Origin of the sequence: Prochlorococcus marinus subsp. marinus str. CCMP1375, from assembly GCF_000007925.1 — a bacterium.
GTDB lineage: Bacteria > Cyanobacteriota > Cyanobacteriia > PCC-6307 > Cyanobiaceae > Prochlorococcus_E > Prochlorococcus_E marinus.
Genome location: NC_005042.1, coordinates 170,807 through 190,922, shown reverse-complemented (window position 1 = coordinate 190,922; position 20,116 = coordinate 170,807). Strand labels below are relative to the sequence as shown.

Here is a 20,116-nt window from a genome sequence, read left to right as displayed (position 1 = left end):
GATTTATTAATAATTATTTCTTGACGAATTCAATTAATTGTGAAAAATAAAAAGGCGCTTGATTCAGTTTTCTTCTTTTAACTTCAAAACCACAAGCTCTAGCAGCATTTATTATTCCTTTTTCCCTAAGAATATATGCTCGAGTAGTTTTACTTGGGCCTGGAAAGAATTGACCAATTGTTTTTAATAAAGCCAACAAAGGTGTATATGGAGCAAAACTCACAATCAAACTTTTTTTGCTCAATCCACATAAGTGATGGACCATTTCTTCGGCTGCTTTTTGTGGATAGTGAATAAAAACATCTAAGCAAATAACCGTATCAAAAGAGCCATTCAAACTTTCTAAATCAGAGATTTTAAAGTTCAATCGATTTAAGTCAAGGCCACCAATTTTTGCTCTACGTTGTGTTTCTTCAACCATTGCTTCAGATATATCGCTGGCAGAAACAGAGCCTGCTCCTAAAGCAACAAGAGGCAAACATAGACTTCCGACTCCACAACCTGCATCACAAAAACTCATGTCGCTTATCTCACCAATTTCTTTAATCCACGTCAAAACATCATCTACAGTTTTTTGATGACCAATGCGTATATTCTTTTGCACCTTATTAACTTCATCACTTTTGCTATAAATGCGATTCCACCGTTCAAACCCAGTACCGTTGAAATAAGTTGCAACTTCAGCCTTTTCAGACTCCTTAAGTTTTTGCAAACCTTCTACCTGCATTGAATTAAAGAGTTCATAGGTTTAGATACTACTCAGCAATATTCCAATTAAGAGAATTAGAATCAAAATTACAATGCCATCTCAACAATTTCTGCAAGGATTGGCCAATGAAAAATTCGTGAATATTTTTGCGTTTTTGTAAAAATATTCTAGGCGATACCGTTGCAGCCCAAATAGCAGCAGAGGGTTGCTTGGTCCATCTTGCAAATCGCTTACAGCCATCTAAAAGCGGCAAGGTTGTTCCTGCCAATGTACCTTCTTCTAATCTGCAGATTCCTTCTTCAATAAGCAAAACTCTTTTGTCCCAGTCAAATTGATTTTTAGATAAACCGTAAGGAGCTAATGCATCACTAACTAAAAAGATCTGATCGGACGCTAACTTTTGCAATATTGATGCAATATTTGGATGTACATGAACCCCGTCAGCAATTAAACCCAAAGAAATCTCTCCATGAGACAAAGCCTCTCCTATAGGTCCTGGGAATCTGTGATGAAGGCCAGGCATTGCATTGAAAATATGAGTGATCATGCTCACTCCTGACTTAAAAGCTAAATTAGAAGTTTCTGAATCAGCTGCAGAATGACCTAAAGAAATAATAATTCCAAGCTCTCTCAATTTACTTATTACTTCTAAAGACCCTGGCAATTCAGGAGCAAGGGTAACCAAAGTGATTTCTTTTTCAAAACCTCTAATTCTTTCTTCTAAAGCAAGCAAACTTGGCAAACAAATATGTTTCGAATCATGAGCACCTTTAAAATCCTTTGATAAAAAAGGGCCTTCTAGATGAGCTCCAAGAAGTTTGCATCTACTACTACTACTTTGTTGACGAGCTAATCGAAAAACATCTAAGGAATTGCGTAAAGCTTTAATACTGCAACTTACTAATGTTGGTGAAATCGCCTCTACTCCTTCAGCCCAAAGAAAATCCAACAATTCAATGAGCTTAGGTAATTGCTGAATATCAAGATCTACAAAAGATAATCCAAGTCCACCATTAATTTGAAGATCAACAGCTCTTGGGCTTATCCAATCACCAGACCAATCTTCTCCCTTAACAGGTGTTGTATCGGACATTGGGTTAAGAGATAAAATCTTTCCGTCTTCGTCAACTTTGATCCACCACAAACTCTCTTTAAGAGAAAAAGGTAATGAACTTGGTAATCGGATATTAATTAGATGACGCATGTGAATAAATTACTTCAGTAGCTAATGCCGAATTCAAAAATCTCGTCATTATTAATACTGAACCTCGCTTAACAAAACGTGCCTTCAGCAAACGCTGAACAAAACACATTAGTGGCGGTAATAATGGGAAGTGATTCCGATTTACCTTTCCTTGAGCCAGCTATTAAAGTTTTAGAGGGGTTTAACCTCCAAGTAGAGACAAGAGTACTTTCAGCACATCGAACACCACTAAAAATGGTCTCGTTTGCTCGTGAAGCCGAAGGGAAAGGTTTAAAAGTCATTATTGCAGGAGCTGGTGGATCGGCGCATCTTCCAGGGATGGTTGCTTCACTTACAAGTCTTCCAGTAATTGGGGTCCCTATACAAAGCAAATGCTTAAAAGGCATTGACTCTTTATATTCCATTGTTCAGATGCCTGCAGGGATCCCAGTAGCAACAGTAGCGATCAATGGTGGATTAAATGCTGGTCTATTAGCAGCTCAGATATTAAGCACGATTCAGCCAGAATTAAAAATTAAAATTTCCCAATATAGAAAAGAACTACATAATCAAGTTATACATAAAGACAAAAAGCTAATCGAATTAGGTGCATCAAAGTATTTAGAAGAAATGTAAAACCACCTATTTAACTAAGTTTAATTCAATGAGTTTACTGATCACCTCTTCCACACATTGATCTATATCTTTTAAACCAGTATCGATTTTTAGATCAGGGTTTTCAGGTTCTTCATAAGGACTAGATATTCCTGTAAAATCCTTAATTTCTCCTGCTCTTGCTTTTGCATAAAGCCCCTTTGTATCTCTTGTCTCACATATATCTAAATTTGCAGCACAATATATTTCCAAAAAATCGTTTTCTTTAACTAACTTTCTAGCCTTCTCTCGATCACTGCGAAAAGGAGATACAAATGCGGTTAGCACGATTACTCCAGCATCAAGAAATAGTTTCGCCACCTCGCCAATACGGCGAATGTTCTCTTCTCTATCAGAATCTGAAAAACCTAAATCATTACACAAACCATGACGAATATTATCTCCATCAAGTACATAAGTAGCTAAGCCTTTTTTGAACAAAGCAACATTTAGAGCATTGGCTAATGTGCTTTTGCCTGAACCTGACAGTCCTGTAAACCAAATAATTACACTCTTATGGCCTCTTTCTTTCTCAATCGATTCACGATCAACTGATGCTTTATGCCAGACAATATTAGATGCTTGTGCAGTCATTTCGTTCTAAGTGGTTTTAAATATTTCACCACAATTTTTGCATGCAGGTGGATTTCAATTTAAACCATTCATCCCCCAGATTGCCTTGGAGAGAAACCTTCTTTTGCTAAAAACTCCATTGATGTTTTGACTTGATCCCCTTGTAATTCCATAATTCCTTCTTTTAAAGTACCGCCAGTTCCGCATATAGTTTTAAGTTGCTTCAAGAGCATTTTTGCCTCAGAAACAGTCAAGTCGAGTCCTTTGATAACTGTTACTGTCTTGCCCGCCTTCCCCCCTCTTGTTCTTTGCACACGAACAGTTCTATCAGTTTTGTTTTGAATACTGGGATTCTCAAGAAAATTATTATTTTGTGCAAATTCTGCAAATTCTCTCCAATTTCCTTTAGGCATTTTCGTCTAAGTCTCTAATCTATTAAATATCTTCCCTCTTTATAAGGTGACTGGCACAATTCCATCCAACTCTCAGGATCCTGATCTTGTGCTAAGTGCAAGACCCTCAGCTCATGGGCGATTTGGTCGTTTTGGGGGCCAATATGTACCCGAAACTCTTATCCCAGCTTTAACAGAACTCGAACAAGCAGCTGCAACAGCATGGAAAGACGAATCATTTACAAAAGAGCTAACGCAATTATTAAAAACATATGTTGGAAGAGAAACGCCTTTATATGAAGCCACAAGACTGACTAAGCATTATGAAAGGGGAACAGTAGGTCCAAGGATTTGGTTAAAAAGAGAGGATTTGAATCACACTGGAGCTCACAAAATAAATAACGCACTAGGACAAGCACTTTTAGCGATAAGAATGGGTAAAAAACGAATAATTGCCGAAACTGGAGCAGGTCAGCACGGAGTAGCAACAGCGACTGTATGCGCACGGTTTGGACTGGAATGCATCATTTATATGGGACAAGAAGACATGAGAAGACAATCATTAAATGTTTTTCGAATGAAATTACTTGGAGCAAAAGTTCGACCTGTAACGGCTGGGACAGCAACGTTGAAAGATGCAACAAGTGAAGCTATTCGAGATTGGGTTACCAATGTAGAGACTACTCACTATATTCTCGGATCTGTTGCTGGGCCGCATCCTTACCCAATGCTTGTAAGGGATTTCCATGCAGTTATTGGTGAAGAAGCTAAAAAGCAATGTCTAGAAGCATTTGGGCGTTCGCCTGATGTCCTTCTAGCATGCGTTGGAGGGGGATCAAATGCCATGGGCTTATTCCACCCTTTTATAGAAGATCGATCAGTAAGAATGATTGGTGTCGAAGCTGCAGGAGATGGTGTTCATACAGGGCGCCATGCAGCAACTATTACAGAAGGCCGAATAGGAGTTTTACATGGGGCAATGAGCTTGCTTCTCCAAGACTCCAATGGACAAGTTCAAGAAGCACATTCCATTAGTGCAGGACTTGACTATCCAGGAGTAGGACCAGAGCATAGTTATCTCAAAGAAATAGGTCGAGCTGAATATGCCGCTGTAACTGACCAAGAAGCATTATCAGCTCTTCAATTGCTCAGCGAAAAAGAAGGAATTATTCCAGCCCTGGAGACAGCGCATGCTCTTGCATTTTTAGAAAAGCTTTGCCCAACACTTTCATCGGGGAAAGAGATCGTAATTAATTGCTCTGGTCGTGGTGATAAAGATGTAAATACAGTGGCAGAGAAACTAAAGACAAAAAATTGACATTTGTTTGCTTTTTGAAAATCAATACCTAGGTACTGAATTATCCACTTCAAGGCTCCAAGAATCTATACCTCCTTGCAAATTCCAAACTTGATATCGACCATCCTGTTCAAGCAACCAAATACCAAAGTTCAAACTTCGAACCCCTGAATGACAAATGGCCACTATAGGTTTATCCAATGACAAAGTCTTGGTAAAGGACTGCGACCATGAAACAAACTCACTTAATGGCAAATGCAAGACTTCCTCAGAAAAAGCAGCAATTGATAATTCCTCTAATTCCCTAACATCAATCAATATTGGCTTCAATGAGTCCTCATTTAGCCATTGATTTAGCTCTTTAGGTGAAATAGTCTGAGGGAGTTTGTGATTCATTTCGTTATTTTAGATAAGCCAGACCAGATTTAAACGCTTATAAAGAAGGTAATCCAAGAAATTCTTTGACAAACATGAAGGTACGTTCCTTCGTTATCAGCCTAATTATAACTCTAACCATACTAAGCTTAGTTGCAGTTACATTAGTAAATCAAACTCAGCAAAAGGAGTCATTAATTCTTGATACAAAAGAATTAGATTTACCAGAATCTGCACAATATATTCCAAGCAATGCATATCTAACGATTCATTTCAATATTAATCCTAATAAAATACCTGATTACATAGAAGCAGAAGCCTCTAAAAAGTCAAAAAGCCAAGCTCGTAAAGAAGGCATTGAGATTAGAGATGGTTTATTTGCTTTAATAGGCTTAGACTTCAATAAAGATTTATCAGAGTGGGTCAGTAATGATTTTAGCTTTTCTATTTTCAACTCTAAAGAAAATAGAATCAATAAAGGTTGGATTTTAATATTTGAAGGAATAAATATTAATGAATCAAGTAACTTCTTAAATGAATATTGGGAAAATCAAAATATAAATGGTGCTGAAATAGAGCACGAGTCTTACCAAGGTCAAGAAATTCTATACGAGAAAGCTGCAGGATCAGAAATAGAAGGAAGAAAACTCTCAATGGCTATGCTTAATAATAATTTAATTTTAATATCTTCTAACAAGAAAATATTACAAGAAGCAATAGATGTGTCTATAGATTCAACTAAAAACCAACTAGGTGATTATCAGAAAAAAGATCTAATAAAAAATCTTAAAAATGGTATTGCTTTAATAATAGCATCACCTGATGCATTGGAATCATTCTTAGAAGTTCCTCAAAATATTGCTCAAAAAGTAGATTTAAATGGGTTTGTAGCTTCAATTATTCCTAAAGGAAAAAATATTTACATAGATAGCAAGTTTAAATTCAAAGAACAATTAGAATCAAAAGAGATTGTGAATAAAAATGAAATAAATTTATTCGGAGAAGAGATCTATAATTCTAATGATATTGCAATAATAAATAATACTCAACAGATCTTAAATGACAATAGTTCTGATATTTACTCTCTATTGATTGGAAAAGCATTACGACAATATCTTATTAATCTAGAATCTCCTATAGCTACAAACTTAATCGAATTAAGTAAAGGGCAATTAGTCTTAATTAACAAAGAAAGTGGATGGTTAATAAAATCACTAGACTTTTCTCTAATTCCAATAGTTGATCAAATTCTTATCAGTCAAAATTTTGTTAAATCAACACTTAATATCAAAGATAAAGACATTACAGTCTGGAATAAGCTAGAGACAATTAAAAGGGGAGATGGTTATATTTTATCTCCTAAAATAGGGATAATTTTATCTAAAGATTCCAATAAACTATTATGGACTAATACATTGTCTTCGCTTGACAAAGAAAATAATTCCAAATCAATAGTAGAAAGAAGTAATATATTAAAAAACTCAGAATTCAATAATTTTATAACTGTCAAACAACAATTATCTCTTGGACAAAGGTCCTCTCAAAAAATATTGAACCATTGGAAACCTTGGCAACTGCTAAAAACAGTTGCAAGCAAATCATCACTCCCAAATATAAACAGATTAAATTTAGCCCTTGGGGAAGAAGAAGCAGAAGACTCAATATTAAAGGTTCGTGGAATGCTGTCTATTGATTAGGAGATTGTTCTTGACTTAAATTATGCGCAGAATTAATGAACTGCTTTTGCGGTTATGTTTATGAATAGCACGAGTTGGAGCAAAAGGCTATAGACAATCAAAATGATCCCTGCAACATGGTTTTAAAGCCTGGTCTCGAAGGTGTACCCGTTACACAATCAGCTATCTGTGACATTAATGGCCTTAAAGGAGAGCTGAAATATAGGGGTTATTCAATTGCGGAGTTAGCGGCTAAAAGCAGCTTTTTAGAAACCACTTATCTTCTCATCTGGGGAGATCTCCCAAGCTCAAAGCAACTAAGGGAATTCGAAGATGCAATACAAATGCATCGCAGACTGAGCTTCAGAGTTCGAGACATGATGAAGTGCTTCCCTGCGACTGGCCATCCTATGGATGCCCTGCAATCAAGCGCTGCATCGCTAGGCCTATTTTATTCAAGAAGAGCCATTGACAACCCTCAATATATTTACGATGCAGTAGTAAGGCTAATTGCAAAAATCCCAACAATGGTTGCAGCTTTTCAGCTGATCAGAAAAGGACAAGATCCCATACAACCTCGAGACGATTTACCTTATTCAGCGAACTTTCTTTATATGTTGACTGAAAGGGAACCTGACCCCCTCGCAGCCAGAGTATTCGATAGATGCTTAATACTTCATGCAGAACACAGTTTAAATGCAAGTACATTTAGTGCCCGAGTTACAGCAAGCACTTTGACTGACCCCTATGCAGTTGTTGCTTCAGCTGTTGGCACCCTTGCTGGGCCTTTGCATGGTGGTGCAAATGAGGATGTAATTGCAATGCTTGAAGAGATTGGCGCACCTGAAAATGCTAGGAATTATTTAAAACAAGCAATTGATCAGAAAAGCAAAATAATGGGTTTTGGGCATAGGGAATATAAAGTCAAAGATCCTAGAGCGACACTTTTGCAAGGATTTGCAGAAGACCTATTTGCAAGATTTGGGAAAGATGAAATGTATGACGTAGCTAGATCAGTGGAAGAAGAAGCCTCTCCATTACTAGGGCCAAGAGGTATATATCCAAATGTTGACTTTTACTCAGGTCTGGTATATCGAAAGTTAGGAATCCCAAGAGATTTATTTACTCCAATTTTTGCCATTTCGCGCGTGGCTGGCTGGCTAGCCCATTGGCGTGAACAACTAAGTGCTAATCGTATTTTCAGACCAACACAAATTTACACTGGCAAGAAAACCAGAGCTTGGTGCGCATTAGAAGAACGGAATAAAAACTAATACGAGTAAATTAAAATTACCTAATTAACCTCAATGTTCACTACTCTTAAAACAGTTTTAGTTGCTGAAGTGAATACAGGCTTGGATCTTGAAGTGAGTTTCAACCATCTTCTGCAAGATATGGGCTTATCTTCAACCATTTCTCATTTGCTTTGGTTGCCATTACCAATGCTTTTAGTGTTAACTGCGGCGTTAATAGGGGTACTTGTAACCGTATGGCTCGAAAGAAAAATCTCAGCGGCAGCTCAACAAAGAATTGGGCCAGAGTATGCAGGAGCTTTAGGCATTCTTCAACCAATGGCGGATGGCTTGAAATTATTGGTCAAGGAAGACATTATTCCTGACAAGGCTGATAACCTGCTCTTCACTCTTGGGCCAGTTTTAGTCTTAATTCCAGTAATACTTTCTTGGTTAATTATTCCTTTTGGCCAAAACTTACTTATTAGTAATGTCGGCATAGGAATTTTTTTATGGATTGCATTAAGTAGTATTCAGCCTATTGGACTATTGATGAGTGGATATGCATCAAATAACAAGTATTCACTTCTAGGCGGATTAAGAGCTGCAGCACAATCAATAAGTTATGAAATCCCACTTGCTTTAGCAGTTCTAGCAATCGTGATGATGAGTAACTCGCTAAGCACTATTGACATTGTTAATCAACAAAATACTCTTGGTTTCTTGAGCTGGAATATATGGAGACAACCAGTAGGCTTTTTAATTTTTTGGATATGTGCTCTAGCAGAATGCGAAAGATTGCCTTTTGATCTTCCTGAAGCAGAAGAAGAATTAGTAGCTGGATATCAAACTGAATATGCAGGTATGAAATTCGCGTTATTTTATTTAGGAAGCTACATTAACCTAGTTTTATCATCATTATTAGTCTCAGTTCTTTATTTAGGAGGTTGGGGTTTTCCCATACCAGTTGAATTAATAGCTAATACTCTGCATCAATCAATCAATTCGCCTGTCATTCAAATCATTACTGCTTCATTAGGAATAGTAATGACAGTATTTAAGACATATCTTTTAGTTTTCTTAGCAATATTACTTAGATGGACAACTCCTAGAGTGCGAATTGATCAATTACTAGATCTAGGCTGGAAATTCTTATTGCCAATTTCACTAGTCAATTTGCTATTTACAGCTGCATTAAAACTAGTCTTCCCTTTTGCCTTTGGTGGATAAGATCAATTTAAGGAATTAGCAATTGAAGACAATTTACATTTTTAAAAATAAAGGCGCTTATTTCTCTCAAAACCCCTGTAAGATTTGACCATTAGGTTTACCAAGTAATTAGATAACACACCAATGGGTACCTTTTTTCAAAAAATAGCTGACTACAGTAAAGATGCAGTAAGTGCAGGCAAATACCTATTACAAGGCTTAGCAGTAACTTTTGACCATATGCGTAGAAGACCTATAACTGTCCAATATCCATATGAAAAATTAATTCCTTCAGAAAGATATAGAGGAAGGATTCATTATGAATTCGACAAATGCATAGCCTGCGAAGTATGCGTAAGAGTGTGCCCAATTAATCTTCCTGTAGTTGATTGGGTAATGAATAAAGAAACAAAAAAGAAAGAGCTTCGCAATTACTCTATTGATTTTGGGGTATGTATTTTTTGTGGAAATTGTGTGGAGTATTGCCCAACTAATTGTCTATCTATGACAGAAGAATATGAACTCGCTGCATTTGATAGGCATAGTCTTAATTTTGACAATGTAGCTTTAGGGAGACTTCCAACAAGTGTTACTTCAGATCCATCAGTAATGCCGTTAAGAGAGCTTGGATATCTCCCAGAAGGAGTTATGGACCCACACGAATTGCCAAAAGATAGCTCACGAGCAGGTAAGTTACCAATCGAAATAATGGATTGGATGAAAAATAAAGAATCAAATAAAAGCGAAGATAATAACTTAGATATTAATATTAACTCTTTAAAAGTAGAGAAAGATTCAAAATGAATATAGCGAATAGTACAGAGCAAATATGCTTTCTTATTCTTGCAAGTGTAATTATTAGTGGAAGCCTAGGAGTTGTATTAATAGAGAATATTGTGTATTCAGCTTTTTTACTTGGTGGCGTATTTATGTCAGTTGCAGGTTTATACCTTCTATTAAATGCAAGCTTTGTTGCAGCAGCACAAGTATTGGTTTATGTAGGTGCTGTAAATGTGCTCATTCTTTTCGCAATAATGTTAGTCAATAAGCGAGAAGAGCTAAAGCCTATAGCAGGATTGCAAATAAGAAGATTTTTCTCTGGATGTGTTTGTGCTGGCCTTCTTGCTCTTTTGTTTAGAGTAAATTTAACTACAAAGTGGGCAACACCAGGTCCCCAAGCTATAGGAGAGGAAGCGACAGAACGTATTGGCGAGCATTTATTTACTGATTATCTACTACCTTTCGAATTAGCCTCTGTACTTTTGTTAATGGCAATGATAGGTGCAATAGTATTAGCTAGAAGAGATGTATTTCTTACAGAAGAGGAGAAGCTTGGTGAAAGAGCAGGCAATATTATAGACAACAAAAGCAAGGCTATTCTTATTGATCAATCAACTGAGTGATCAATGAATTTTTTCAAAATTGATTATTATTTATGAATCCAAATACAGTTCCTATTCCTTTAGAAGCTTACTTATTAATTGCATCTATGCTTTTTTGCATTGGTGTTTGGGGTCTAATTAATAGCAGGAATGCTGTTAGAGTTTTGATGAGCATAGAACTGATGTTGAATGCTGTAAATATAAATCTAATGGCATTTTCATCGTATATAGATGGGAATCTAATCCGTGGTCAAGTGTTTACAGTTTTTGTAATTACTGTAGCAGCTGCAGAAGCAGCTGTAGGCCTTGCTATTTTACTTTCACTATATAGAAATAGAACAACAGTCGATATGGAAAGTTTTAATTTATTGAAGTGGTAAGCAACCCAAGAAAATAATGAAGCTTGAATTAATATGGGTAATATATAAGTCAGGTAGCAAATCTGCAAAAGAAGAAGCTTTATTATGTTCAAGAAATATTGAATCTTTAGGAATAAAAGTTATTACTGCTGAAAGTGGTCCTTTATTAAATACTTGCAACAATATTCTAAACCCAAACAAGCAAATTCCTACACTAGTTATTGTTCTTGGAGGAGATGGGACAGTGCTTGGTGCAGCTCGACACCTAGCAATGTATGAAGTTCCAATATTAAGTTTTAATGTTGGAGGCAACCTGGGTTTTTTAACGCATGATCGTCAATTATTAAAAGATGAAAGTCTTTGGTCAAGGATTCAGGAAGATCAATTTGCAATTGAAAGTCGTATGATGCTGAAAGGACGTGTAGAATCATATTTAGATACTAATGATGTAGGTAAGAAAGAAAACTTTTTTTGGGCATTAAATGATATTTATTTTCGTTCATGCAGTGAAGATATTTCCCCAACATGCACTCTTGAACTTAAAATTGATGACGAAGATGTAGATATATATAGAGGTGATGGAGTTATTTTATCTACACCTACTGGATCCACCGCATATTCTATGGCTACAGGTGGGCCTATTCTTCACCCTGGTATAGAAGCCATCATTGTTAGCGCAATTTGTCCAATGAGCCTATCCAGCCGCCCTATTGTGGTCCCTGCAGGCTCTAGGCTAATCATTAAGCCAGTGGGGAATAAGAATCAAAGAGTCAATATTTGGCAAGATGGAGTAAGTAGTGCTTTGATGCAAAAAGGAGAACAATGCGTCATCGAAAAGGCAAGAAATCATGCTCAAATGTTAATCCTTGAACAAAGCCCTTCTTACTTCAGAACACTTACGCAAAAACTTCATTGGGCTGGAAGCTTAGTTGATAATCAAAATAAAATGGCCCCAAAATAATGGCTCTTGAAATCGAGCGACGTTTCATTATTAAAGGAAATGAATGGAAAGCTTTTATAAAACAAAGTCAAGAATTAGAGCAAGGTTATTTCTCGACAAATTTTGAAGAATGGATTGTGCGAATGAGAATGATTGATCGCAAGAAATCTCAAATAACTCTAAAAGCCCTAGCAGGAAAAATGTCAACCCATGAATTCGAATACTCCATTCCATTAGAAGATGCTGTTTTCATGTGGAATCTAATCTCAAAAAAATTAAAGAAAAAACGTTATTTTCTGAATTTTGGACCTGGATCATGGGTAGTTGATTGCTTTGAAGGAAGCAATTTTCCACTAGTACTTGCAGAGGTGGAATTGAATTCAGAGAAGGTATTATTCGAACAACCTAGTTGGTGCAGCCAAGAAGTAACAGGAATTAAAAAATTAAGTAATGCCTCACTTGCTCAGTATCCAATAACAGATTGGTCTCAAAAAGAACGGCTGACCTTCCAAATCCACTAGATAAAAAACCGAATTTGCTTTAGATTCTCTTTATATTTAAGTCCGTCGTTGGATGGCCTTCTAAAACACTTAATAATTCAGGAGAATTGGCTTTGTATGGTTTGTATGACATAGACGGAATACTCCGTTTTACAGGCTCAGACAGAGAGTCCTGCATGGCATATGCGGAACTCCTTGATATTGGATTAGGAGACTATTGTTTAATGGATTTACCAGATTCAAAGCAATTAGAGATAAAGCGTCGAGCTAAACCGGCTCAGGGTCATCTTCATCAGGCAAAGAACAACAATTAAAACCATCTCGACAAATCTTTCCATGATCCATTGCCCAGTTCAAAAGAGCTACGCGATTTTTGGATCCTGTTTTTGTAAACATATTACTAACGTGGTTATCAACGGTGCGCTTACTAATAGTTAACTTTTGAGCAATCTCCTGATTAGTTAATCCACTAGCCACTAGCTCAATAATCTCCATCTCTCTTGCTGAGAGAGACATTTGAACCGAATTGGAGAAATCTCCTGAAAACATGCCCTCCATCACAACCTATTTAATTCATATTACGCAAGCTAGGGTCATTGATAAGTAATAGTAATTTTCTAATAAGAAAATTGAATTCCATTCTGCAACAATCTCTAGAAGCAAGTGAAATAACCATCACTGCTGAAGTAATGCCTCCAAGAGGAGGTGACCCCTCTAAAACCATTGCTGCTGCAAAGAGTTTAAGTGGATTTGTGCACGCAATCAATGTCACTGATGGCAGCAGAGCAATAATGAAAATGCACAGTCTAGCTGTTTGTAAATTACTTTTAGAATCTAATATTGAGCCAATATTACAAATAGCATGTAGAGACAAAAACCGTATTGCGCTCCAAGCTGAGATTCTTGGTGCGCATGCATTAGGGATTAAAAATGTTCTATGCCTAACAGGGGATCCAGTTCGTGTTGGAGATCAACCCAATGCTCGTCCTGTCCATGACTACGAATCTGTTCAACTTTTAAAACAAATCACTTCTTTGAATCTCGGGGAAGACCCAGTGTCTGGATTGCTACCAAATGGGCCAACAAAACTATTTCTTGGAACAGCTGCAGACCCTAATTCAACTAATTTTAAAAGCCTTAGAAAAAGACTAGAAAGAAAAAAGAATGCAGGAGCTCGTTTCATACAAACTCAAATGGTAATGGACCCTAAGACCCTAGAAAAATTCTGCAAAGAGATTGCTGAACCACTTGAGCTGCCTGTCTTGGCAGGAGTTTTCTTATTGAAATCAGCCAAAAATGCTCATTTTATAAACAAAGTCGTTCCAGGTGCATCTATACCTATGTCAATTTTAAATAGATTAGAACAAGCTAAAGAACAAGATTTGGAAGGAATAACAATTGCTGCAGAACAAGCTAGAAGCTTTGTTGGAATCGCAAAAGGAATTCATATAATGGCAATAAAAGCAGAGCATAATATTCCAGCAATCCTTAATCAGGCCAAAATCAGCCTCCCGAGCCAATAAGATCGGTTCCCAAAAATTCTGCCATTGCCTTTTGTTGAGGGGAGGGCTCACCTAAGTCCTGTCTACGCGCATCAGTGATCAACCAATCCAAAGCTGCTTCTTGTAAATCCAGGTGATCCCCATTCTTATCAACGCAATAACGACCGAAAACAAGCTTTTCTAATAGTTGAACACCAGGGCCAATACGAGAATAATCAAAAATAATTGAATTATCAATTGTTGCTCCCTCACATATATAACAACTAGGTCCAATCATTGAAGGCCCTATTATTGTAGATCCGTCCTCAATCCTTGTCATTCCTCCTACATAAATCGGGCCTTCAATATTAATTTTATCCCAATTAGCAGCAACATTTAAACCTGCAAATACACCTGGCATAACTTCTTTACCAGGAATTTCCACTTGTCTAACATCCCCTAATAGTACACTTCTAATAGCTTTCCAATAATCAGGCACTTTACCAATATCTACCCATTCAAAATCCATAGATAACGCAAAAAAAGGTGCTCCCACTTGCACCAATTTAGGGAACAAATCTGCTCCTATATCAAATGGTTTATTAGAAGGTATATATTTAAATATCTCTGGTTCAAATAGGTAGATACCTGTATTAATATTATTACTAAGAGCTTCATCTATAGATGGTTTCTCTTGAAAGGCTTTAACTCTATCGCCTTCATCAGTAACTACAACACCGTAACTGCTAACTTGATCTTTAGGTACACTCTTTGTAATTAGAGTAGCCAAAGCACCTTTTTCTTTATGTCGTTTAACAGCCTCAGAAAGATCTAGATCAATCAACGCATCCCCACAAAGAACAACAAAAGTATCGTCAAAAAATTCCTGAAAATCCTGAATCTTTTTCAAGCCTCCTGCAGATCCCAAAGCATCGCCTACTAATTCTCCATCTTCAATACGTCCTTCAAAACTATAAGCAATCTCTACACCAAATCTTTGGCCATCACGAAAATAATTTTCAATCTCTTCAGCTAAATGAGAAACATTCACCATGATTTCCTTAAATCCATGCTCCTTTAAAAGTTCCAACAGAAATTCCATTACTGGTTTCTGAAGGATTGGAATCATGGGCTTTGGAATCACATGCGTGATTGGCTGGACTCGAGTCCCCTTGCCTGCAGCCAGTATCATCGCCTTCATAGGCGTTAGTAGGCCAAATCAAGAGTATTTATAACACTTTCTACGCTGCGGCCGGAGAAGAAGCTGTCACGTCAGAGGTATTTAACGGCAATTGCGCAATCATTCCAGGCTCAAGAATTCTTCTTAATCGCAGTGGGGCATAAAGAAAACCTTCCTGTTTCAGCTCTATCTTTCCTTGTGAAGATAAAAAAAGTAACGCCCAAAAGACACCAACACGATCTCTATCTAAATCAGAAGATGCAACATCTTCCCAATTAATAACCAAAGCATCAAAGTCAACCCAATTTAATGCTTGCTCCCAATTATTTAAAAACACCCCTAAAGCTGCTGTGGTCTCAGGTAACTTTTCCCTATGAGCAAGAGATGTTACTTGTTCAATAATTTGTTTTTCACTAAACCTTTTATCCCTTCGTCTTCTACGGCTGAGCAATTCATCTGCCTCTATTGTTTCTGCAATCGACTCAAGCTGCTCAATTAGCTCTCCTAAAGAAACTGCTCTTCTCAGAGGAGGGGGTGCAACTGGCCGACGATAAAGATGTCTCTCTGGATTTCTAGGGATATTTAGCCTCGGATCTAACCATCCTTGCTCTGAGAAATCTAAATCAAACGTGTCTTCATCTTCAGCTTCAGGAGGGAAAGTGTCAGTCTCTAAAACTTCTGCTTTTAAACTAACCAATACCGAAGCTGCTAAAAAAGCTTCACTGCTATCAGCCAAATCATTCTCAAAAGTACCACCTGAATTAGATAAACACCTCTTGGGCAAGTCAATCCTCTGACGCAACTGATCCAAAAATCCATCTATTACAGGAATTACATCAATATCCCAAGGATCAATATCTCCATTTTCAGCAGCATCTTGCAATAAACGTATTGCAAGCCTTGCTCCTGCACTATTAGATGTAGTTTTAAGCCCTTCTGCAGGCAATGAATAAAAGCTTCTTCAAGAAAGTTACCGGGACTAATGAGTTAATGCCATAAAAACATCACAAAGAATTAAATAAAATAAAAACTAGGTGAGTTAAATACATCCAAATAAAAACCAGTTCTAGCAAAAAGGGCTTTAATAATTTTGTGAAATAGCCTTTGTTAAATAAATAATCTAGATAGGACTAATCAATTTCTACATAATCATCTTTAGATATAAATAACATAATATCTAATTTATCAATTATTTAGAAGAGCTATATATATTCAAATTTGGTGCTTGACCATTAGATATCGATATATTTTGATTAGAAAATTCTGAACTAGAAGTATTAATAACTCTTTCTATTGAAAGTTTATCTCTAGCAACAAGACCATCTATAGAAGCTGTATAAGTTTCAGTCATGATACGTGGATATAAACCAATGCCAATAATGGGAACAAGAAGACTTCCTATTATATAAATTTCTCTTGGTTCAGCATCAACAAGCTCTCTTTTAGCTAAAAGATCAACATTTTCTTGACCAAAAAATATCTCTCTAAGCATGGAAAGCAAATAAATAGGAGTTAAGATAACTCCTATTGCAGCCAAACCAGCTATTACAATCCTAAAAGGCAATGTATAAACCTCATCAGTAACTAAGCCAGCAAAGACCATTAATTCTGAAACAAAACCACTCATTCCTGGCAAAGCCAAGGAAGCTAAAGAGCAAACTGTCCAAAGTGCAAACATAATGCGCATCTTTTGGCCAACCCCACCCATTTCATTAAGTTGGAGAGTATGAGTCCGATCATAAGTAGCACCTACTAAGAAAAATAAACTTGCTCCAATTAAGCCATGACTAATCATTTGCAGCATTGCCCCACTTGTACCCAACGTACTAAAACTTCCTATTCCAATCAGAACAAATCCCATATGACTAATTGAACTATATGCAATTTTCCTTTTTAAATTCCTTTGAGCAAAAGACGTAAGAGCTGCATAAATAATGTTAACGACTCCTAGAACAATTAATAATGGTGCAAATTGTGCATGAGCTGCAGGAAGAAGTTGCGCATTGAATCTTAAAAGTGCATAACCTCCCATCTTCAACAAAATCCCTGCTAAGAGCATATGAACAGGTGCAGTGGCCTCGCCATGGGCATCTGGTAGCCAGGTATGTAATGGAACTATTGGAAGTTTTACACCAAACGCAATCAGTAGCCCTCCATAACAAAGTAATTGGAATCCTGTACCAAATTGTTGATTTGCTAAATGAGTAAATTCAAAATTAGGAGCACCTCCTCCAAAGAATCCCATTGCTAATCCTGCAAGAAGAATAAATAAAGAACTTCCAGCCGTATAAATGATGAATTTTGTTGCAGCATATTGCCTTTTCTTTCCTCCCCATATGGCCAGCAATAGATAGACCGGGAGCAATTCCAGCTCCCATGCTAAAAAGAAAAGAAGCATATCTTGCACTGCAAAAACAGCTATCTGGCCACCATCCATGGCCAAAATCAAGAAGAAAAATAATTTAGGTTTAAAACTTACAGGCCATGCTGCAAGAACTGCTAAAGCAGTAATAAAACTCGTTAGAAGTATTAATGGCATTGACAGTCCATCTGCTCCAACAGCCCATGTAAGTCCTAAATCAGGCAGCCAAGGCACTCTTTCTGATAACTGCAGTCCTTCTTCAGCAGGCTCAAAACCTTTTAAATAGGCCCCTACAGTTATTAAAAAAGTTGTTAGCGCAATAAACAACGCATACCAACGAACTTGCTTACCTTCGCCTTCATCAGGGATAAAAGGTACTAAAAGAGATCCTGCAATTGGGAAAAGAATTGAAAGGCTAAGCCAAGGAAAATCGGCAGCAATTGGTTCTGGGACTTGACCAGGAATAGTTATCAACAATGACACTGGCTCGCAATCAAACACTGAATGATTTTCCCTAATCTTTTTGGAGTGTAGAAATACTTAGAGCTCTCGCACTCAATCGATAGGGGATGACACACACAACAGAAATGATTTTTTCAACTTAATTTCCAAGAACTCCAAAAAGAGCAACCAATGCAATTACTCCTCCAAAAACAATAAGCGCATAAAACTGAGCTCTACCGGTTTCAAAATACTTCAAACCTTCACCACTTCCTAAAGTTAAAAGACCTGTCAAGTTAACAACCCCATCCACAACCTTTGCATCAACCTCGAGCACTTCACGAGCCAGTTTCCTACTACCTCGTACAAATAGCTTTTCATTTATATCATCTAAATACCATTTATTGGCAAAGAAAGCATTTAAAGCTGGAAATCTGCCTGCAAATAAAGCATTAATATCGATTTTTTTAGAGTAATAAGAGAAAAATGCCAAAGAAATTCCACATGCTGAGATAGCAACTGAAGCTAAAGCCAATGGCAGAAATTCACTCCAGCTAAAATGACTGGCCATTTCTTTAGCTTCTTCAGAATTAAGTAAATTTGCAAAGGTGCTATTCCAAGGAGTTCCTAAGAACCCAATTAAAACAGAAGGTACTGCTAAGACTATTAATGGTGTAGTCATAGACCATGAGGATTCATGAATATCTCCTAAACCATGAATTTCTTCTTCGTCTTTCTCCTTACCTGCTGAAGCTAATAAAATGTTTTGAAGTTCTTCATTATGACCTCTAAAGCTGCCTTCAAATGTCAAGAAATAGAGTCTAAACATATAAAAAGCAGTCATGCCTGCGGTTAAAAAACCAACAATCCAAAGTATTGGGAAAGTATTGAATGCTTGCCCCAGAATTTCATCTTTGCTCCAAAAACCTGCTAATGGTGGAATACCACTAATTGCTATGCATCCAATCAAAAAAGTGATCGATGTAATCGGCATCTTTTTTCTCAAACCTCCCATTAACCTCATGTCTTGAGCAAGAATCGGTTCATGTCCAACAACCTCCTCCATAGCATGAATTACAGAACCTGAACCAAGAAACAACATTGCTTTAAAAAATGCATGTGTAACTAAGTGGAACATTCCTGCAATAGGAGCGCCACAGCCCATGGCGAGCATCATGTAACCAAGCTGCGAAACAGTGCTATAAGCCAAGCCTTTTTTCAAATCCATTTGAGTCAAAGCTATAGATGCCCCTAAAAAGCATGTAATTGTTCCAAAAATTGCTATCAAAAGGTTTATAAAAGGAAACTGACTGTAAAGAGGTTCAAGCCTTGCCACAAGAAACACACCAGCGGCGACCATAGTTGCCGCATGAATCAATGCAGAAATAGGAGTAGGCCCCTCCATCGCATCTGGCAACCAGACATGTAAAGGAAACTGAGCTGACTTTGCCATAGGTCCCAAAAAGACCAAAAAACAAAGCAATAAAGCTGCCCACAAAGGTACACTTCCTACTTCAATTGCATTAGAAAGTCCTACTGCAATTCCATTGAAATCAAAGGTTCCCGTGGCCCAAAACAATCCAAGAATTCCAAGTAAAAGTCCAAAATCACCAACTCTATTAACAACAAAAGCCTTTTGCGCTGCATGTGCGGCACCATCCCTGTCATACCAAAAACCAACTAGCAAGTAAGAGCACATGCCCACTAATTCCCAGAAAACGTATATTTCTAATAAATTGGGGCTAATTATGAGCCCGAGCATAGAGCTACTAAATAAAGCTAGATAAGTAAAAAACCTGACATAACCTTTATCATGAGACATATAACCATGGGAGTAAACCATCACTAAAAGCGCAATGGTTGTTACCAACGCAAGCATTACAGCGCCTAAAGGGTCAACTACGTACCCCATCGGAAGTGTAAAGTCTCCAGCACTTGCCCAGATAAAAAGATGCTCAACTGAATGAGGGGAAGATATTTGCTCAAACAGTACTGCGTAACTCAATACCGCTGAAACTCCTACACAAGTCAACAGTATTATTGCTACCGGTTTTTTAAAACCATTCATAGCCTTATTGAAACCAATTAAGCCCAACCCCGATGCAAGAGCACCGAGCAAAGGAAGCAATGGAATTAACCAAGCAATTTCAGCTGCTGATTGCATGCTGTTT

General features: G+C 37.2%; 22 protein-coding genes. 11 read left to right on the top strand and 11 right to left on the bottom strand.

Annotated elements, in window-relative coordinates; genetic code table 11:
• Window positions 1-13: 13 nt before the first annotated feature.
• Window positions 14-727 carry a magnesium protoporphyrin IX methyltransferase gene (bchM, locus tag PRO_RS00970; protein ID WP_011124348.1) on the bottom strand — a complete coding sequence of 238 codons (714 nt, stop codon included), beginning with the start codon at window positions 725-727 and terminating at the stop codon, window positions 14-16.
• Window positions 728-755: 28 nt separating this feature from the next.
• Entirely contained in the window at window positions 756-1,913 is a 1,158-nt protein-coding gene (locus PRO_RS00965; RefSeq protein ID WP_011124347.1) for an N-acetylglucosamine-6-phosphate deacetylase, read from the bottom strand.
• Window positions 1,914-2,036: 123 nt separating this feature from the next.
• Here PRO_RS00965 and purE point away from each other — a divergent pair, with 123 nt between their 5' ends.
• Window positions 2,037-2,528 (top strand): 5-(carboxyamino)imidazole ribonucleotide mutase, encoded by a 492-nt coding sequence (gene purE, locus PRO_RS00960; protein ID WP_011124346.1) that lies wholly within the window; start codon window positions 2,037-2,039, stop codon window positions 2,526-2,528.
• A 6-nt stretch (window positions 2,529-2,534) separates the two neighbouring features.
• On the opposite strand, the gene cysC is transcribed toward purE, so the two are convergent.
• Both cysC and PRO_RS00950 read right to left on the bottom strand, forming a co-directional pair.
• Entirely contained in the window at window positions 2,535-3,140 is a 606-nt protein-coding gene (gene cysC, locus PRO_RS00955; RefSeq protein ID WP_011124345.1) for an adenylyl-sulfate kinase, read from the bottom strand.
• A 68-nt stretch (window positions 3,141-3,208) separates the two neighbouring features.
• Complete coding sequence (locus PRO_RS00950) at window positions 3,209-3,532, bottom strand: translation initiation factor (protein WP_011124344.1); 324 nt, start codon at window positions 3,530-3,532, stop codon at window positions 3,209-3,211.
• Window positions 3,533-3,578: 46 nt separating this feature from the next.
• On the opposite strand from PRO_RS00950, the gene trpB reads away from it, so the two are divergent.
• Complete coding sequence (gene trpB, locus PRO_RS00945; RefSeq protein ID WP_011124343.1) at window positions 3,579-4,829, top strand: tryptophan synthase subunit beta; 1,251 nt, start codon at window positions 3,579-3,581, stop codon at window positions 4,827-4,829.
• Between the two features lie 21 nt (window positions 4,830-4,850).
• Here trpB and PRO_RS00940 read toward each other — a convergent pair whose 3' ends face one another.
• A complete protein-coding gene (locus tag PRO_RS00940; protein ID WP_011124342.1) occupies window positions 4,851-5,204 on the bottom strand; it encodes a rhodanese-like domain-containing protein in 354 nt (117 codons plus the stop codon).
• Between the two features lie 74 nt (window positions 5,205-5,278).
• Between PRO_RS00940 and PRO_RS00935 the strand changes: the two genes are divergently transcribed.
• The 8 genes from PRO_RS00935 to PRO_RS00900 all read left to right on the top strand — a co-directional run bounded on the left by PRO_RS00935 (window position 5,279) and on the right by PRO_RS00900 (window position 12,502).
• The gene (locus PRO_RS00935) at window positions 5,279-6,880 is read left to right on the top strand and encodes a DUF3352 domain-containing protein (RefSeq protein WP_011124341.1); all 1,602 of its coding nucleotides are present in this window, start codon (window positions 5,279-5,281) and stop codon (window positions 6,878-6,880) included.
• Between the two features lie 116 nt (window positions 6,881-6,996).
• Window positions 6,997-8,133, top strand: a complete 1,137-nt coding sequence (locus tag PRO_RS00930) for a citrate synthase (protein WP_036892129.1) — start codon at window positions 6,997-6,999, stop codon at window positions 8,131-8,133.
• Window positions 8,134-8,202: 69 nt separating this feature from the next.
• Complete coding sequence (nuoH, locus tag PRO_RS00925) at window positions 8,203-9,321, top strand: NADH-quinone oxidoreductase subunit NuoH (protein WP_193328865.1); 1,119 nt, start codon at window positions 8,203-8,205, stop codon at window positions 9,319-9,321.
• 123 nt (window positions 9,322-9,444) lie between these two features.
• Entirely contained in the window at window positions 9,445-10,104 is a 660-nt protein-coding gene (gene ndhI, locus PRO_RS00920; protein WP_011124338.1) for an NAD(P)H-quinone oxidoreductase subunit I, read from the top strand.
• Window positions 10,101-10,703: an NADH-quinone oxidoreductase subunit J gene (locus PRO_RS00915; RefSeq protein ID WP_011124337.1), complete on the top strand. Its 603-nt coding sequence runs from the start codon at window positions 10,101-10,103 to the stop codon at window positions 10,701-10,703. The genes ndhI and PRO_RS00915 overlap by 4 nt, the downstream gene beginning before the upstream one ends.
• A gap of 32 nt (window positions 10,704-10,735) precedes the next feature.
• Window positions 10,736-11,062: an NADH-quinone oxidoreductase subunit NuoK gene (nuoK, locus tag PRO_RS00910; protein ID WP_011124336.1), complete on the top strand. Its 327-nt coding sequence runs from the start codon at window positions 10,736-10,738 to the stop codon at window positions 11,060-11,062.
• Window positions 11,063-11,078: 16 nt separating this feature from the next.
• Window positions 11,079-12,002, top strand: a complete 924-nt coding sequence (locus PRO_RS00905) for an NAD(+) kinase (protein ID WP_011124335.1) — start codon at window positions 11,079-11,081, stop codon at window positions 12,000-12,002.
• A complete protein-coding gene (locus PRO_RS00900; protein WP_011124334.1) occupies window positions 12,002-12,502 on the top strand; it encodes a CYTH domain-containing protein in 501 nt (166 codons plus the stop codon). The genes PRO_RS00905 and PRO_RS00900 overlap by 1 nt, the downstream gene beginning before the upstream one ends.
• A 19-nt stretch (window positions 12,503-12,521) precedes the next feature.
• Here PRO_RS00900 and PRO_RS00895 read toward each other — a convergent pair whose 3' ends face one another.
• Both PRO_RS00895 and PRO_RS00890 read right to left on the bottom strand, forming a co-directional pair.
• Window positions 12,522-12,659, bottom strand: coding sequence for a hypothetical protein (locus tag PRO_RS00895; RefSeq protein WP_164923198.1), 138 nt, complete (start codon window positions 12,657-12,659; stop codon window positions 12,522-12,524).
• Window positions 12,660-12,748: 89 nt separating this feature from the next.
• Window positions 12,749-13,030: a helix-turn-helix domain-containing protein gene (locus tag PRO_RS00890; RefSeq protein ID WP_011124332.1), complete on the bottom strand. Its 282-nt coding sequence runs from the start codon at window positions 13,028-13,030 to the stop codon at window positions 12,749-12,751.
• A gap of 80 nt (window positions 13,031-13,110) precedes the next feature.
• Between PRO_RS00890 and PRO_RS00885 the strand changes: the two genes are divergently transcribed.
• Entirely contained in the window at window positions 13,111-14,004 is an 894-nt protein-coding gene (locus PRO_RS00885; RefSeq protein ID WP_011124331.1) for a methylenetetrahydrofolate reductase, read from the top strand.
• Here PRO_RS00885 and PRO_RS00880 read toward each other — a convergent pair.
• From PRO_RS00880 to PRO_RS00865, 4 genes are all read right to left on the bottom strand, one after another.
• Window positions 13,985-15,163 (bottom strand): nucleotidyltransferase family protein, encoded by a 1,179-nt coding sequence (locus PRO_RS00880; protein ID WP_036892127.1) that lies wholly within the window; start codon window positions 15,161-15,163, stop codon window positions 13,985-13,987. The two genes, PRO_RS00885 and PRO_RS00880, sit on opposite strands and share 20 nt — an antisense overlap.
• A 40-nt stretch (window positions 15,164-15,203) precedes the next feature.
• The gene (locus tag PRO_RS00875; RefSeq protein WP_011124329.1) at window positions 15,204-16,088 is read right to left on the bottom strand and encodes a segregation/condensation protein A; all 885 of its coding nucleotides are present in this window, start codon (window positions 16,086-16,088) and stop codon (window positions 15,204-15,206) included.
• A gap of 243 nt (window positions 16,089-16,331) precedes the next feature.
• On the bottom strand, window positions 16,332-17,987 hold the full coding sequence (locus PRO_RS00870; protein ID WP_413315926.1) for an NAD(P)H-quinone oxidoreductase subunit 4: 1,656 nt from the start codon (window positions 17,985-17,987) through the stop codon (window positions 16,332-16,334).
• Between the two features lie 118 nt (window positions 17,988-18,105).
• On the bottom strand, window positions 18,106-20,109 hold the full coding sequence (locus tag PRO_RS00865) for an NAD(P)H-quinone oxidoreductase subunit 5 (protein ID WP_011124327.1): 2,004 nt from the start codon (window positions 20,107-20,109) through the stop codon (window positions 18,106-18,108).
• Window positions 20,110-20,116: the final 7 nt, after the last annotated feature.